14 protein-coding genes and 1 tRNA gene are annotated in these 15,519 nt (G+C 73.1%); 4 read left to right on the forward strand and 11 right to left on the reverse strand.

Going from position 1 to position 15,519, the window contains the following annotated elements; all coding sequences use genetic code 11:
* Nucleotides 1-58 precede the first annotated feature (58 nt).
* Entirely contained in the window at nucleotides 59-595 is a 537-nt protein-coding gene (locus GBN72_RS18990) for a flavoprotein (protein WP_151773033.1), read from the reverse strand.
* A 137-nt stretch (nucleotides 596-732) separates the two neighbouring features.
* Between GBN72_RS18990 and GBN72_RS18995 the strand changes: the two genes are divergently transcribed.
* Both GBN72_RS18995 and GBN72_RS34170 read left to right on the forward strand, forming a co-directional pair.
* Nucleotides 733-1,902 (forward strand): helix-turn-helix domain-containing protein, encoded by a 1,170-nt coding sequence (locus GBN72_RS18995; protein WP_151773034.1) that lies wholly within the window; start codon nucleotides 733-735, stop codon nucleotides 1,900-1,902.
* Between the two features lie 346 nt (nucleotides 1,903-2,248).
* On the forward strand, nucleotides 2,249-2,401 hold the full coding sequence (locus GBN72_RS34170) for a hypothetical protein (protein ID WP_164540725.1): 153 nt from the start codon (nucleotides 2,249-2,251) through the stop codon (nucleotides 2,399-2,401).
* 164 nt (nucleotides 2,402-2,565) lie between these two features.
* Here the strand turns inward: GBN72_RS34170 and GBN72_RS19000 are convergent.
* Nucleotides 2,566-2,640, reverse strand: a tRNA-Val gene (locus tag GBN72_RS19000).
* Between the two features lie 193 nt (nucleotides 2,641-2,833).
* Between GBN72_RS19000 and GBN72_RS19005 the strand changes: the two genes are divergently transcribed.
* Complete coding sequence (locus GBN72_RS19005; RefSeq protein WP_151773319.1) at nucleotides 2,834-4,126, forward strand: hypothetical protein; 1,293 nt, start codon at nucleotides 2,834-2,836, stop codon at nucleotides 4,124-4,126.
* A gap of 178 nt (nucleotides 4,127-4,304) precedes the next feature.
* Here GBN72_RS19005 and GBN72_RS19010 read toward each other — a convergent pair whose 3' ends face one another.
* The 4 genes from GBN72_RS19010 to GBN72_RS19025 form a co-directional block, all read right to left on the reverse strand.
* Nucleotides 4,305-4,523, reverse strand: coding sequence for an FmdB family zinc ribbon protein (locus GBN72_RS19010; RefSeq protein WP_151773035.1), 219 nt, complete (start codon nucleotides 4,521-4,523; stop codon nucleotides 4,305-4,307).
* A gap of 605 nt (nucleotides 4,524-5,128) precedes the next feature.
* A complete protein-coding gene (locus GBN72_RS19015; RefSeq protein ID WP_151773036.1) occupies nucleotides 5,129-5,983 on the reverse strand; it encodes an HAD family hydrolase in 855 nt (284 codons plus the stop codon).
* Complete coding sequence (locus tag GBN72_RS19020) at nucleotides 5,980-8,487, reverse strand: phosphoribosyltransferase (RefSeq protein WP_151773037.1); 2,508 nt, start codon at nucleotides 8,485-8,487, stop codon at nucleotides 5,980-5,982. The genes GBN72_RS19015 and GBN72_RS19020 overlap by 4 nt, the downstream gene beginning before the upstream one ends.
* A gap of 294 nt (nucleotides 8,488-8,781) precedes the next feature.
* On the reverse strand, nucleotides 8,782-9,963 hold the full coding sequence (locus GBN72_RS19025; protein WP_151773038.1) for an HpcH/HpaI aldolase/citrate lyase family protein: 1,182 nt from the start codon (nucleotides 9,961-9,963) through the stop codon (nucleotides 8,782-8,784).
* A 204-nt stretch (nucleotides 9,964-10,167) separates the two neighbouring features.
* Here GBN72_RS19025 and GBN72_RS19030 point away from each other — a divergent pair, with 204 nt between their 5' ends.
* A complete protein-coding gene (locus tag GBN72_RS19030) occupies nucleotides 10,168-11,025 on the forward strand; it encodes a TerD family protein (RefSeq protein WP_151773039.1) in 858 nt (285 codons plus the stop codon).
* A 369-nt stretch (nucleotides 11,026-11,394) separates the two neighbouring features.
* Here GBN72_RS19030 and GBN72_RS19035 read toward each other — a convergent pair whose 3' ends face one another.
* The 5 genes from GBN72_RS19035 to GBN72_RS19055 all read right to left on the reverse strand — a co-directional run bounded on the left by GBN72_RS19035 (nucleotide 11,395) and on the right by GBN72_RS19055 (nucleotide 15,512).
* The gene (locus tag GBN72_RS19035) at nucleotides 11,395-12,189 is read right to left on the reverse strand and encodes a Tellurium resistance (RefSeq protein WP_246212637.1); all 795 of its coding nucleotides are present in this window, start codon (nucleotides 12,187-12,189) and stop codon (nucleotides 11,395-11,397) included.
* A 168-nt stretch (nucleotides 12,190-12,357) separates the two neighbouring features.
* Entirely contained in the window at nucleotides 12,358-13,491 is a 1,134-nt protein-coding gene (locus tag GBN72_RS19040) for a DUF475 domain-containing protein (protein WP_151773040.1), read from the reverse strand.
* A gap of 100 nt (nucleotides 13,492-13,591) precedes the next feature.
* Nucleotides 13,592-14,170, reverse strand: a complete 579-nt coding sequence (locus GBN72_RS19045) for a TerD family protein (protein ID WP_151773041.1) — start codon at nucleotides 14,168-14,170, stop codon at nucleotides 13,592-13,594.
* Nucleotides 14,171-14,357: 187 nt separating this feature from the next.
* Nucleotides 14,358-14,933 carry a TerD family protein gene (locus GBN72_RS19050; protein ID WP_151773042.1) on the reverse strand — a complete coding sequence of 192 codons (576 nt, stop codon included), beginning with the start codon at nucleotides 14,931-14,933 and terminating at the stop codon, nucleotides 14,358-14,360.
* Nucleotides 14,934-15,053: 120 nt separating this feature from the next.
* Nucleotides 15,054-15,512, reverse strand: coding sequence for a peroxiredoxin (locus GBN72_RS19055; RefSeq protein WP_151773043.1), 459 nt, complete (start codon nucleotides 15,510-15,512; stop codon nucleotides 15,054-15,056).
* Nucleotides 15,513-15,519 lie beyond the last annotated feature (7 nt).

The following is a 15,519-nucleotide window of genomic DNA, read 5'->3' on the forward strand; positions in this document are numbered from 1 at the left end:
CCCGTACACCTCGGTCCCGCCACCTGCCCATCCGCGCGGGGTGGACCGTCCGCCGACCCTAGGAGCGCCTACCCGCCACACGTTCCACCTCGGCCAGCGCCGCCTGCCAGGGGTACTCATGGCGCTCCCCCGGGGGGTTCGGCCGGAACCCTCCCTCGCCGTACAGGACCGACACACCCATGTCACGCAGCTCGGCGACGCTCCGGTCCAACGCGGGATGCCGGGCATAGGCATCGTTCACGCACGGCATGGCGACGAGCGGAATCCCCTTGCCGGTCCCCTCGGCACAGACCCCCACCACGAAGGTCGAACTGAGTCCCAGCGCCCAGCTGTTCAGACTGTTGAAGGTGACCGGTGCGAAGAGGATCACTTCCGCTCGCGGCCAGACGTCGGCCGCTCCCGGCATCCGGTAGTCGGAGCGCACCGGATGACCGGTCAGCCGCTCCAGCCCGGCGACCTGCGGCTCCAGCCACCGGGCGGCCGTCGGCGTCAGGCCGAGGCACACGTCGAACCCCCGCCGCTGTGCCTCCTCGACGACCGCTGCCACGCCGAGAACGGGAGGAGCGGCGGACCCGAACAAATAGAGCGTCGTCACCCGGCCATCCCACCGCGCACCCGACCGGCCACGCAACTGTCCCCGGGCCGACCCCGATCAGTTCTGTCATGTTTCGGTACCGCGCTCCCGCACACACGAGTACGGTCTGTGATGACTCGCCAGGAACATGGAGAGCGATGTCTTCATTCGACACCCACACGGGCGCCCGTATCCGGCAGCACCGGAAGTTGGCCCGGCTCACCCAGCGCGAGTTGGCGGCCCGCATCCCCTACTCGTACAGCCTGCTCAACCAGGTGGAGTGCGGCGCCAGGGCAGCATCCACCGACCTGGTGGCCGCGGTAGCCGCTGCCTTGAGGATCGACGTCTCCGTACTCACCGGAAGAGCCGTGACGGATTCCCGTCTCGAACGAAGGGCCGCTCTGGTCGGCCCGATCCGGGAAGCACTCGACCTGTACGACATGGCACCGGACGCCGTCCGGCCGTCCCGGCCCGTCACGGTCCTCGCGGGGGAGGCGGACCAGGTCTGCCGGCAGGTCCGCGCCACACATCTGCGGACCGCCGCAGGGGCATTGCCCGACCTGATCACCGACTTGACCCACGTGGTCCTCACCGCCCCGTCGACCGACGCCTGGCGTGCCCTCGCATCGGCATACCGGACCGCACACGACATCTCACTGAAGTGGGCATACCGCGACCTGGCCGCCCTTGCCCTGGACCGGATGGGCTGGGCAGCCGGTCACGCCGCCGACCCTTGCCTGGTCGCGATCCGACACTACAAGCGGGCGTTGAGCCACCAGGACTCTCCGTTGGGCTCCCGCCTCATCAGGGCGGGGCATGAAGTGCTCGAGGGGCGGTTCTCCCGGGAGGCCCTGGCCGTGGCAGGGCAACTGCACCTCGGTGCGTCCGTGGTCGCCGCCAGGGCTGATGACCCGTCCGGTGTGGCCCGGCACATCGAGGCGGCCCGCGAACTCGCCGCCCGGGTCGGAGGCGAAGCCCGCGAGATCCACTGGCTGTCCTTCGGCCACCTCAACGTGGCACTGCACGACATGGGAGCCGCGATCACCATGCGCCGGTACGACGACGCCCTCCGCCAGGCCCGGTGGTTGCGGCTCCCCCCGTCCACCTTGACGTCGCGCCGTGCCCGCTTCCTCGTCGACCGGGCTCTGGTCGAGATGGAAACAGGGCTGGGCGAAGCGTCGCTCCGGCATCTCGCCGAAGCCAGGAGGGTGGCACCCGAACAGACCCGCTACCACCCGAGGACCCACAGGACGGTGAGGGGCCTGCTGCACACCACCCGCCGACCGACGGAGGAGCTGGTCCGCATGGCCTCCTGGGCGGGAGTGTGACGCTCACACATCTGTGAGCGTTCCGGGGATCCGGCCACGTCATTCTGCTGACCTCGACCAGCAGCGACGGAGGGCCCGTCATGACGAAGAACGCGGTGCAGCCTTGTGCCCCCCATGTCCCGTGGACATCGGCCGAGGAGCACGCCTACCTCGCGCTCGCCGCACACTGCCAGGGCACCGGAGCGGAACCGGCCTGCGAGGTGTGCCGGACGCCGGAGCGGCGTGAGTGCGAAACCGGAACACGGTTGCGGCGCGCCCTCCGCGACGCCACTTCGAGCCGACCTCGCCGGGGGCGCTGATGTTCTGTGCACGATGTGACAAGCCGATCCGCGAAGGCGAAGCCTTCATGACGGCAACCGTCGATCAGGCCACGGGGCCGGGGATCACGGTCCACCGTCACCAGGAGCTGTGCCTACGGACGCCCTCACCCACGGGCCCCACCGACGGGCTCGGCACCGGAACCCTGGCCCGCTACATCCGGCGTTACGGCAGCAGCTGAGACCGGTGCCGGCGGTGTCCGTCAGCGGGTGCCGGAGCCGTGTGGTGAGGAGCACCTGCCAAGGAGCCCGCCCATCGGCACCCCGGAGGGGTTACCATTCGGCACCGCCGTCAACCACTGCCGTCAAAGGCCCCCGCGACTGGTACTCGCGGGGGCCTTTTCGCTGGTGCGCGCGGACGGTTTCGAACCGCCGACATCCGCCTTGTAAGGGCGGCGCTCTACCGCTGAGCTACGCGCGCAGGACAATACGGCCGACAGCCTACCTTGCCGCTCGGTCGCTCCCGCAAGCTGTCCGTCCGAGGGGTGAACTGCCGGGCCGTGTGGTGCGTCGACACAGGTGGGAGAATGGCGGGGTCGGCCCGGCGGTGACGGGGAGTGGATGTGTCGGACAAGTCGTGGGCGCACGGGCCGGTCAAGGACGCGGTGGCTCTGATGGCACTGCCGTGGTTGCTGGCGCCGGTGCTGGCCGCGGCGTTCGCCGGGGGTGGGACCCGGCGCTGGTTCGGCGGGCGGACGGACGACCGGCGGGCGCAGGCGCAGGAGGCGAAGGACGCGGCGGCGCAGGCGTTCTACGAGCTGGACACCGCGCAGCGGGACCTGCGGCTGACGGTGGAGACGATAAGGGCGGTGGACGACTCGCCCGAAGCGCGTCGGGCTCTGGCCTCGTTCGAGGAGTTCGGGCGGCGCGTCGACGAGGTCAGTCACCGGTACATCGAGGCGATCGACGCGCACGACCTGGACCGGGACGACCTGGACGCGGCCACGGCCGGCCGGGCGCGGGCCGAGCTGAGCCGGGCGCGGGACGACCTCGACCAGGTGCGGCGGGACCTGGAGCGGTTCGCCGGAGGGCTCGGGCCGCTGCTGGACAAGGCGGAGACGCGGCTGGCCCGGCTGGCGCCCGCGGCAGAGCGGGCGCGGCAGGCGCTGCGGGCGGCGGCCGGGCAACTCGACAGCACCCGTGGCGCGGGGCTGCGCGCCGACGAGCTGGCCGCGCGGCTCGCGGCGCTGGGTCCGGAGCTGACGCTGCTCAACGAAGGGGCCGGCCGGCACGGCGCGGCGGCCACGCTGGAGCGGGCTGACCGGGTGACGCGGGAGGCGGAGGCGGTGCGCGCGGAGGCGGCGCGGCTGCCGGAGCGGGCCACGGAGATCGACCGGCGGCTGGTGTCGCTGCGGACCCGGGCCGAGGCGCTGCGGACGCGGGCGGCGCAGGTCGAGCCGGTGCTGAGCGAACTGCGCCGGGGGTTCACGCTGGCGTGCTGGCAGGACCTCCAGCCGGTGCCGGAGGTGGCCGCGCGGAACGTGGCGCAGGCCGGGGAGCGGCTGGCCGAGGCGCGGGCGGCACGGCAGGAGCAGCGGTGGGCCGACGCGACGGCGCTGCTGGCGACCGTGCGGGCGCTGCTGAACTCGGCCGACGAGGCGGTGTCGGCGGCCGGGGACCGGCTGCGGCGGCTGAAGGCCGTGCGGAAGGACCCGGACGCGGAGGTCGAGCGGGCACGGTTCGCGGTGCGGGACGCGCAACGGCTGGCCATGGCCGGGCGGCACCGGCCCGACCCGCGGCACGCGGGCCCGCTGGACGCGGCGGCGGCCCGGCTGGAGCGGGCCGCGGCGGCGGTGGAGGGTGCGCGGCACCCGGACTGGTGGGGTTTCCTGGAGGAGATGCGAGCGGTGCGGGAGAACGTGGGCCGGGTGGTCGCCGCGATCCGGGAGGAACGGGCCGAGGGCTGACGGCACCACACCAGCCCACCGGGGCCCACAGCATCGGACACCGCACCGCGCCCCGGGCACACCCAGGTACGGCACAGGGCACGGCGCTCAGGGCGGCACCCGGCGCGGGTCCGGGCCGGCCATGCGCGGCAACGTCGCAACGCCGCCCCGCGGCGACGCCGCCGCGATCGACGCGGGGTCAGCCGCAGCAGCCTCCGCCGCAGCAGCCGCCCCCGCCACCGGAGGGCGCGGGCGCCGCGGAGGCGCCGCCGCGGCCGCCGACGGCCACGGTCGACAGGAGCTTGACGGTGTCCTCGTGGCCCGCGGGGCAGGTGGCCGGGGCGGAGGACTCCGCCATGGGTCGGTTGAGTTCGAACGTGTCGCCGCAGCTGCGGCACCGGTACTCGTAGCGAGGCATGGCCTCATTATGCGGGGCGCCGCCGCGCGGTGACCCGGCTCCGCCCGGCCTGCGCGGCGATCGGCGCCGGAGACGGGGTGCGGCCGGTCCGAGTCCGCTCGGCCCGGTGCAGCCGGCCCGGGCCATCGACCCGGGCGGTCCACCCGCGGTCCACCCTGCAGCCGACCCGGGCAGCCGGCTTGCAGCGACCCGGTGCGGGCCGTCGGCCCGGTGCAGCCCAGGCGATCGGCGCGGCCCGGGCGATCGGCACGTGCGGCCGGCCCGGGCCATCGACCCGGGCAGCCGGCTCGAAGCGACCCGGTGCGGGCGGCCGGCCCGGCGCAACCCAGGCGATCGGCGTGACCGGGCGGCCGGCCCGGTACAGCCGGCCCAGGCGATCGACCCGGGCGATCGACCCGGGCGGCCCGCCGGGGGCGGGTCGACCCAGGCAGCGGGCCCGGGCGGTCGGCGCGGCGGGGTGCGGCCCGGCCCAGGCGGTCGGCGCGGCCCGGCAGCGGGCCCGATGCGGCCGCACCGGTGCGGCCCGGGCGGCCGGCGCTGTGCGGCCCGGGCGGCCGGCCCGGTGCCGCCGGCCAGGCCCGGTGTTCCGCCCGGCCGGGGTCGTCCTACGCCCGCGCCGCCGCGAGGAACTCCCGCAGGATCCGCTCCCCGGCGAGCACGCCGCGCTCCACCAGCGGGACCACCGTCGGCGCGCCCCAGCCGCTGTCGGCGAGTTCGCCGTGGTTGGGGCGCCAGCCGCGGTCTGCCGCGAGGAGGAGGTCGGCGTCGAGGAGGGAGTCGCCGGCGCCGAGGACCAGGTGGGTCCCGGTGCGGCGGGCGACCTCGCGGACCGCCGCGCTCTTGGTGAGCGGCTTGGGCACGGCATAGATCTTGCGGCCCTGGAGGGAGACGGTCCAGCCCCGGTTCTCCGCCCATTCCGCGAGATCCTTCACCCACTGCGGGGGCAGCAGGTCCCGCTCGACGACCAGGTAGGCGAAGAGGTCCTCGGCGACCCGGTGCTTGCGCAGCCATTCGGGGGCGGCGGTGCGCCTGAGGTGTTCGGTGACCTCGTCGAGCGGCGCGCACTGCTCGGCGAGCCGGGCGGCCACCGTGCGCTGCCAGTCGGGGTCGGAGACGCCGTCGACCAGCAGGTGGCCGCCGTTGGCGCAGATCGCGTAGCGGGGCGCGGTGCCGGGCAGGCTGATCCGCTCGTACTGCGCGCGGGTGCGGGTGGTGGTGGGCACGAACCAGGCGGCGTCGCCGAGTTCGGCGAGGAGTTCGGCCGCGGTCTCGGTCATGAAGGAGAGCGGTCTGTGCTCGTGGGTCTCGACGCACAGCAGCCGGGGGGCGTTCTGGTCCGGCATGGTGAGCGCGAGGGCGGCCGTGGAGTAGATGAGGGTCCGGTCCAGGTCGCTGGCGACGACGGCGCGAGGGCCGCCGGTATGGGATTCGGCAGCGCGGTGCGCGGGGGAGGCGGTCATCGTGCGGCCACCGTCCGTCCGTCGGTGCCGGTGGCGCCGCGCGTGAAGCGCGGGTGGATGAGTCCGACGCAGCTGTAGGGCAGTTCGTCCACCTCCTCGACCGGCACCCCGCGCTGGGCGGCGAGCAGCCGGACGTGGTCAAGGTCGGCGCCCGCGTCCTTGAGGGCCAGGATCTTCCACGGTACCCGGCGCAGCAGCACCCGGGTGGTCTCGCCCACGCCGGGCTTCACCAGGTTGACGTCGTGGATGCCGTACTCCTCGCTGATCCGCTCCACAGCGGCCCAGCCCTCCCAGGTGGGCGTGCGGTCGGCGGCGAGGAGCTCCTTGGCGCGGGCCTCGGCGGCTTCGGCGACCTCGTCGAAGCGGGCCGAGACGGCGTCCAGGAAGGTGACGGAGACGTCCGAACCGGCGAGCTCACGGTAGAACTTGGCGCCGTGGTAGTCGTGCGGGCCGACCAGGTCGGCGCGCAGCACGGTGCGGGACACCAGACCGGAGACGGTCGAGTTGAGGCACGCCGAGGGGATGAGGAAGTCCTCGCGGGTGCCGTAGGTCCGCACGCAGGAGCCGGGGTCGGCGAGCACCGCGATCTCCGGGTCGAAGCCGGTGATGCCCTCCGACGCCTCGAACTCCTCGACGGCGGCCTTGAGTTCGCGGGTGATGGCGCCCTTGCCGGTCCAGCCGTCGACGAACACGACGTCGCGCGGGTCGTGGTGGGCGGCGAGGTACCGCAGGGCGTTGGCGTCGATGCCGCGGCCACGGACGATGGAGACGGCGTAGTGCGGCAGGTCGAGGCCGTGCCGTTGCCGGGCCCAGCGGCGCATCAGGACGCCCACGGGGGTGCCGGCGCGGGCGAGCGAGACCAGCACGGTCCGGCCGGCGCGCGGTGACCGCTCGGCGAGGACGGTCTCGGTGACCACGCCGACGGCCTCGGCGATCCGGCCGGCGGAGGTGTCCAGGGCGGCCGTGAAGAGCCGCTGGTAGTCCTCGCTGGGCTGGTACTCGACGGGGAGCGACTCGGCGTAGTGGGCGCCGCCGCTCTGGATGGCCTCCTCGCGCTCCTCGGTGGGCGCCTCGAGGGTGACGTCGGAGAGGTCCTGCAGCAGCCAGCCCACTTCGTCGGGGGCGTAGGAGGAGAAGTGCGGTCCGCGGAGGGGCTCCGGCAGCATGGCGGGCCTTTCGGATACGCGCGCGGGCCCGCCCTGGCGGGCGGTCCGCGCGGGGACGTGGCTGGGGACGACGGCGAGCAGCACCTGCGGTGTGTGCGTGGCGAGCTGGGCGAGCAGCCCCTCGGGGGCGTGCAGGGCGGGCGTGTCGGCGGCGGAGTCGACGACGGCGACCACGGCGTCGAAGCCGGCGCCGGCCACGTTGTAGGCGTAGCGGTCGCCGGGGCCGTCGGCCGGCTCGTCGTGGGCGGGGAAGACCAGGCGGCTGCGGATGGCGTAGCCGGGGTGGTCGACGGCGAGGACGGGTGAGCGGGTGGTGGTGGAGAACCGCACCCCGGCCTCGGGGAGGATCCGCTCGAGCTCGGTGGCCAGCCGCAGCGGGGCGTACATCAGCTCCTCGAAGCCGAGGACGAGTACCCGGCCGCGGCGGGCGCCGGCCGGGAGGGCCTCGGCGAGGCGCGCGGTCATGGCGGGCAGGGCTGCGTCGAGGCGGGCCCGGTGGGCGGGGGTGAAGCCGTGCCGGCCTCCGTCGGGAAGGCCCACGGGCCAGCCGAGGCCGACCCGGCGGACGGCGCCCGGCGCGGCCGTGCGCTGCGGGGGGACGGCCAGGGCCTCGTGCTCGGCGACCAGCGCCTGGCCCTTCTCCAGCACGCCCTCGGGCAGCCGGACCCGGCCGGAGGCGGTGGCGACCAGGTCGACGCGGGCGCCGATCTCCGCGGCGAAGGCGGCGAGCCGGCCGCTGTCGGCCGGCGAACGCGTGTCGACCAGCGCGACCACCACGTAGCGCTCCCGGGGATAGCGGGCGTGCAGGGCGCGGATCGTGTTGAGGACGGTGTTGCCGGTGGAGAACTCGTCGTCGACCAGCACCAGCGGACCGTCGCCGGCGAGCAGGGCGGGGTCCTCGGGCAGCAGCAGGTGGCTGGTGGCGTGGGAGTGGGACTCCTCGAAGCCGCCGGCCGGTTCGACGCCGGGGACGGAGCGGCGGGTGGAGTGCAGGCAGGGGGCGTCGCCGAGGCCGTCGGCGACCGAGTGGCCGAGCCCGGTGGCGGTCTCCGCGTAGCCGAGGACGACGGCCCGGCCGGCCTCCTCGGGGCCCAGCAGTTCACGGACCCGGCGGCCCAGCGCCAGGCCGTGCCCGTGGACCACGGCGGGCGACTGCGGGACGTGCTTGCCGAGCACGTTGGAGACGAGCAGGTGGGCGCGCCGGGGGTTGCGGCGCAGGGCGAGCCCGAGCAGGTCGCGCAGGGCCGGGCCGCCCTCCAGGGCGAGGCCCAGCCGTTCGGCGACCCAGGTGCCGGTCCAGGGTCCGGAGCGGTCCGCGGCGGTGTCGGCTGTCTTCATGAGTCCCTTGTGTGTCCGGCCGGCGTCCCGGCGATGTGTGCCACCGCTGTCCGGCGGCTGTCTGCCCGCGCTGTCCGGCGGCTGTCTGCCCGCGCTGTCCGCGGTCCGCCCACGCCTGGGGGCGACGGCCCACACGGGCCCCGCCCACGTGGACACGGCCCGTCCCGGTCACGCCCGTGTGGACACAGCCCATCAGGGTCACACCCATGTGGGCGCGGCCCACGTCGGCGCGGCCCACGTGGGCGCGGCCCGTGTGGTGCGGCCCCACGGCGGCCGCCCCCCGCTCGGCGTCCGTCACGGGCAGGCGTCGGAGGCCGCGGCGAGCAGGTCGACGAAGCCCACGTCCTCGTGGGCGACGCCGAAGACCTCGGCCCGCAGCATGGTCCGCACGGCCCACGCCCGGTGCGGCTTCACCTCGTTCATCTTGTTGGTGTACGCCGACCGCAGCACGCCGCCGCCGCCCCGCTCGGGCCGCAGGATGTCCTGGGCGTCGCTGAACTCCTCGTGGCTGACGACGGAGAGCGCGTGGACCGGCTGGACGTGCGTGGGGTGGATGCAGGTCTTGCCGAGCAGCCCGTTGGCGCGGTCCAGGGCGATCTCCCGGACCAGACCGTCCAGCGCGTGCTCGATCAGCGTCTCGCGCAGTTCCTGGGCGTCGCCGCGGAAGGGGCTCTCCCGCAGCTGAGGCTTGAAGATTCGTTCCTGCAACCGGAAGTACTCCCAGACCGGCCCGGTGACCGTGAACCCGGTGCCGTCCGCCCGTCCCAGCACGTTGACCACGTCCGAGATGACCGAGGCGACGATCCGCACGTCGTAGGCGGTCATGTCGGGGGCCCGGCGCAGGCCGTACGCGGAGCAGAAGTCGGTGACACCGAGCCGCAGTGCCAGCACCCGGTCCCGGTACTTGTCCACCACGTCGAAGATCCCGGCCAGGGTCTCGGTCCGCGTCTCCAGGTACAGCAGTTCCGGGGACTCCAGGACCGGCATCACGAACAGCCGCCGGCCGGAAGCGGCCTCGGCCGCGGCCGCCGCCTCCAGGAAGGGGGTGCCGTGCCGCGCGGTGAACTTGGGCACCACGAAGCCGGAGAGCAGCCGGACGGAGGGCCCGAACCGGCGGACCAGGTCGCCGATCTGACCGGCGTGGCGCACCCGCACGAAGAGCAGCGGCAGCCGTTCCCCGGAGGTCTCGCCGAGCCGGGCGTCCAGCTCGGCGAACTGGCGGACCAGGTTCTCCTCGCCGGCCTCGACGTCGGCGTCGTCGATGGAGTCCTCCAGGCACAGCACCATCGAGACGACGCCGCGGGCGGCCTGCTTGAGGACGTCGTCGGCGAGTCTCGGGCGGGTGGCCGGGCTGTAGAGGGTGGCGCCCAGCGCGGTGGCGAGGACGGGAGCGGATGATTCGGCCGTGAACTCGCAGGGCTCCTGGTGGAAGAGGCGCTCTCGCACCTCCGGGGCTACGTGCCCGAAGTGACGCATGGGGGTCCCCCGTGAAAATCAGCGGCCGAAGAGGGTGGCCGGTAATAGTACGTACAGATCTATTTCTGTAGTTCCCGAGGTCCGTGAAGTTCGGGTGACCGGCATATGTCCGCTACTGGCTGTGACACTCCGGTCCGCGGCCCCGCCCGGTCCGTACCCACCCCCGCATTGTCCTGGCCAGAGCCAGAGGGCAGGATTGCCCGCATGACGCACGCGATGCTGAAAGGGTCGAACGTCCCGCTGGAGGCGGGCACGGTACGCGCCGTGCTCCGGTGGTCGGCCGGGCCGGGCGCTCCGGACGTGGATGCCTCGGCGCTGCTGCTCGGGACGGACGGGCGTGTGCGTTCCGACGCGGACTTCGTCTTCTACAACCAGCCACGGCATCCCTCCGGGAAGGTCTGGCGGCTCGGCAAGAAGCGTGTCACCGAGGGCCTCACGGACACGGTCCAGACGAACGTGAGCGGTGTCGAGGCGGATGTCGGCCGTGTTCTGCTGGTCGCCTCGGCGGACGGCATGCCGTTCTCCCGCGTGGACGACCTGCGCATCCTGCTGTACGACGCGGACGTGCCGGACGGGGATCCGCTGGCGTATTTCGACATCGTGCCGGAGACCGGTGAGGAGACCGCCATGATCTGCGGCGAGCTCTACCGCCGGGGCGCGAGCTGGAAGTTCCGGGCGCTGGGCGAGGGGTACGCCAACGGGCTGGAGGGGCTTGCCTCGGACTTCGGCATCTCGGTGGAGGACCCGCCGGGGGGCGACGCGGAGTCCTCGGGCCCGCGGGAGCAGCAGGGGGCACCGGCCGAGGCGGGGCCGGACTTCTCACGGCCGCTGCCGGCGGAGGAGCCCACGGCGCCGGCGATGCCGGTGCCGCCGACGACGCCGGGGTACGGGTATCCGCCCGCGGCGCCCGCGACGCCGGTGGCGCCCGGGGGGTACGGGTATCCGCAGCCGGCCGCCGCGCAGCGGGTGCCGGCGCACGCCTCGGCGTACGGGTATCCCCAGCCGGTGGGCGAGCAGGAGTTCCGCATGCCGCCGATGGGCCCTCAGTTCCTGTCCCGCTGACCGGCCGGGGCCCGGCCCGCCCGCGCGCCGCCGGGACCGTGCGCACCCGTGACCGCGCTGCGGCGTGCGCCGTGCCCGGCCGGGGGACGGCACTGTCCGTCCCCCGCCCCGCCCCCCTTCCCGGGGGACTGGTTCCGCGGGAAGGCGGCGGACCGTCCCGTGCGCACGGCCGGGCACGGCGCCCGCCCTCCCCCGGCTCTCGGCTGCGCTCGAGCAGGCGGGAATGCTCCCGGACGGAGTCCGGGAAAGGAACCCCCGCCGCCCCGGCGACACAACCGCCCGCAAGCAGGACGGCCCAGTCCGGCGAACGGCCCGGTCCGGCGGAACGGGCCCATCCGCGCACCCTGCTGGGTGCGCCCGGCGGCGGGGTCAGCGGCCGGCGGACTTGTAGCCGCGCCCCCAGTTGAGACCCCAGCCGTAGAGGCGGTCGAGTTCGGCCTGGAAGCCGTACACGTACCGCGCCTCGCGGCGGACGAAGATCTCGCCCTTGACGTTCTCCACCATGAACACCGCGCAGGACCGGGCCTGCGGCTGGCGCTCGTCGAGGTCGATCTCGATCACCGGATCGGCGCCGGCGAAGAGCGTCACCGTGGCCTCCGTGCGGTCGAAGGCCGGCGTCTCGTCGTAGATGTAGGCGAAGACCAGCAGCCGCCGGATGTCGCCGCGGTGGTCGAGGTTGATGTGCATCGTCTCGCCCGACCCGGAGCCCGCCCGGTCGTCGCCGTCGAGCTTCACGTACGGCGGTTCGTTGATGGAGCCGTAGAGGCCGCCGAGCGGCTGCACGACGCCCTTGGAGCCGTCGGTCATCTCGTACAGGCAGCCCAGGTCGAGGTCGACGCGGACCATGGACTGGGTGTGCCCGACGATCTCCGGCGGCTTCAGCGCCCGCAGCGGGTGGCGCAGCAGGCTCTCCCGCATGCCGCCCCCGAGGTCGGAGGTCCGCATCCGCCAGGCCAGCTGCACCCGCAGGTTGCCGGTGTCGACGCCCTGCTTGGTCAGTGAGACGCGGCGCCTGCGGCTGGTCAGCCGGACCGGGCCGCCGCGGGCGCCGCGGGTGTCGAACCCGGCGGCGTGCCAGGGCCGCAGCCCGTCGAAGAAGCCCGAGAACGCCGCGCGGCCCGGCCTGGCCCCCCGCTCCCTGGACCCCTGTTCCGTGGAAGCCATCCCCGTCCACACCCCTCGTACCTCGTCGCCCGCCGCCCCGCGCACACCGCGGGGCGGTCCCGAGGACTTCCGTCCTCGACGACCGCCCCGCCAAGAGCGTTCCCATGCCGACGGGTGCGGTACACGCGGTGAGGGTCACACACGGGGTCGCACGTCGGCACGCAGGGGTCACACGCCGGAGGAGACCTCCGCCTTGCCGTCGGCGCCGCCCTCCGCGGCGAGCCGCTTGTTGCGGCGGACCGAGGACAGGAAGGACCAGCCGATCAGGAAGACGCCGATCAGGCCGGTGATGATCTCGTGGATCTCGTACTGGATGGTGACCAGCAGGATGACGGCCAGGGCACCGATCGCGTAGTGGGCGCCGTGCTCCAGGTAGACGTAGTCGTCCAGGGTGCCCTGGCGGACCAGGTACACGGTGAGCGAACGGACGTACATCGCGCCGATGCCGAGGCCCAGCGCCATCATGATGATGTCGTTGGTGATCGCGAAGGCGCCGATGACGCCGTCGAAGGAGAACGACGCGTCGAGGACCTCGAGGTAGAGGAACATGAAGAAGGCGGCCTTGCCGACCAGCATCACCGCGGACCGCGGCTTGCCCTCCGCGACGGCCTTCTCCTCCGCCTCGTGCTCGCGTTCCTCCTCCTCCTCGAGCTTGTCCTCGAAGAAACCGGACAGACCGCCGACCACCAGGTAGGTGATCAGGCCGGCGATGCCGGAGAGCATCACCGTCCCGGACTTGTCCATGTGGCCGCTGTGCGTGTGGGCGTGCGTCGCGACGGTCATCGCGGCGACCAGCAGGACGATCAGGGCGATGCAGACCGACAGCATGTCGATCTTGCCGAGCTTGGCGAGCGGGCGCTCCAGCCAGGCCAGCCACTTGATGTCCCGGTCCTCGAAGATGAAGTCGAGGAAGATCATCAGCAGGAACATACCGCCGAACGCGGCGATCGCCGGGTGGGCGTCCGTCACGTACTGCTCGTAGAGCTCCTTGTTGTTCAGCGCCAGGTCGACCGCTTCGATCGGGTTGAGCTGGGCGCTGACGGCGACGATGACGACGGGGAAGACCAGCCGCATGCCGAAGACGGCGATCAGGATGCCGATGGTCAGGAAGATGCGCTGCCAGAACGGGCTCATCTTCTTCAGGATTCCGGCGTTGACCACCGCGTTGTCGAACGACAGCGAGATCTCGAGGACCGACAGGATGGCGACGACGCCGAAGGCCGTCCATCCCCCGTAGATGATCGCGACGACCAGGCCGAGCGCGGTGACCGCGAACGACCAGCCGAAGGTTTTGAGTACCACTGGCTACCCCATCATGTGGCGGGGGACCGCCCCGCACCCGGCTTTACTCTTCGTTGACCCGAAGTCTAGGGTCGTGTCGCGTCCCTGTGACGCCCGGGGCTCAGGAGACGTCGACTCCGTGGTCGAGCGCGATGCCGCGCAGACCGGACGCGTACCCCTGGCCGACGGCGCGGAACTTCCACTCGCCCTGGTACCGGTAGAGCTCACCGAAGATCATCGCGGTCTCGGTGGAGGCATCCTCGGAGAGGTCGTAGCGGGCCAGCTCCATGCCGTCGGCGTCGTTGACCACGCGGATGAAGGCGTTGGCGACCTGGCCGAAGCTCTGGCCGCGCAGGTCCGCGTCGTGGATGGAGACCGGGAAGACGATCCGCTCGCACCGCGCGGGCACCTGGGGGAGGTCCACGACGATCGACTCGTCGTCGCCGTCCCCCTCGCCGGTGAGGTTGTCGCCGGTGTGGGTCACCGAGCCGTCGGGGCTGGAGAGCTGGTTGTAGAAGACGAACCAGTCGTCCCCCAGGATGCGGCCGCCGGCCCCGCAGATCAGGGCGCTGGCGTCGAGGTCGAAGGGCGCTCCGGTGGTGGAGCGCGCGTCCCAGCCGAGCCCGACCGTCACCTTGGTGAGGTTGGGGGCGGCCTTGGAGAGGGAGACGTTGCCTCCCTTGGCGAGCGTGACGCCCATGAACGGATCCTCCCCTGAAGTCTGCGGAAGCGACGACGCCCGTCGGGGGCGGCGTCCGCGGAAGCGACGGCGCGCTGTACGACGGCCGGTACTCCGGTGCCGACCGCGCCCCGGGCCCCGGGCCGGCGCGCCGCGGGTGCGGCCGCCGGTCCGGGGTCCGGGGCGGTGTGCCCTGGGCGGGTGGACGTCAGACGTTGACGCCGAAGTCCTGGGCGATGCCGCGCAGGCCGGAGGCGTAGCCCTGGCCCACGGCGCGGAACTTCCACTCCGTGCCGTGGCGGTAGAGCTCGCCGAAGACCATGGCGGTCTCCGTGGAGGCGTCCTCGGAGAGGTCGTAGCGGGCGATCTCGGCGCCGCCGGCCTGGTTCACCACGCGGATGAAGGCGTTGCGGACCTGGCCGAAGGACTGCTGCCGGGCCTCGGCCTCGTAGATCGAGACCGGGAAGACGATCCGGTCCACGTCGGCCGGGACGGTCGCCAGGCTGACGCTGATCGCCTCGTCGTCGCCCTCGCCCTCACCCGTGCGGTTGTCGCCGGTGTGCTCGACGGAGCCGTCCGGGCTCTTGAGGTTGTTGAAGAAGACGAAGTGCGCGTCACTGGCCACCTTGCCGGCCGCGTTGAGCAGCAGGGCGCTGGCGTCCAGGTCGAAGTCGGTGCCGGTGGTCGTGCGGACGTCCCAGCCGAGGCCGACGATGACGGCCGTCAGGCCGGGCGCCTCCTTGCTCAGCGAAACGTTGCCGCCCTTGCTGAGGCTGACTCCCACGAGTCCTCCCTTTACTGTCCGGGGGCGGGGAGCCCCTTGGTACGTCGGTAACAGGTCAACGACCGATCGTAGTGACCGGTTCCCGCCCGGGGGGCGGAGAACCCGGCAGAAACAGCCGGGTCACATGCTCTCGAGCGCCTTCACGTAGTCGTTCAGGTCGCGCGCGTCGGGAAGGGCGTTGACGACGGTCCAGCGGACCACGCCCTCCTTGTCGATGATGAAGGTGCCCCGCACGGCGCAGCCCTTCTCCTCGTCGAAGACGCCGTAGGCGCGCGACACGTTCCCGTGCGGCCAGAAGTCGGAGAGCAGGGGGTACTCGAAGCCCTCCTGCTCGGCGTAGACCCGCAGGGTGTGGATGGAGTCCGCGGACACGGCGAGCACCTGGGTGTCGTCGTTGACGAAGGACGGCAGGTTGTCCCGGATGTCGCAGAGCTCGCCCGTGCAGACGCCGGTGAAGGCGAAGGGGTAGAAGAGGAGGACCACGTTCTTCGCGCCACGGTGGTCGGAGAGCCGCACCGTCCGGCCGTGATTGTCCTTCAGCTCGAAGTCCGGGGCCTGGCTGCCGACCTCGATCGCCATCGTCTCG

The organism is Streptomyces abyssomicinicus (genome assembly GCF_008974245.1).
GTDB classification, from domain to species: Bacteria; Actinomycetota; Actinomycetes; order Streptomycetales; family Streptomycetaceae; genus Streptomyces; species Streptomyces abyssomicinicus.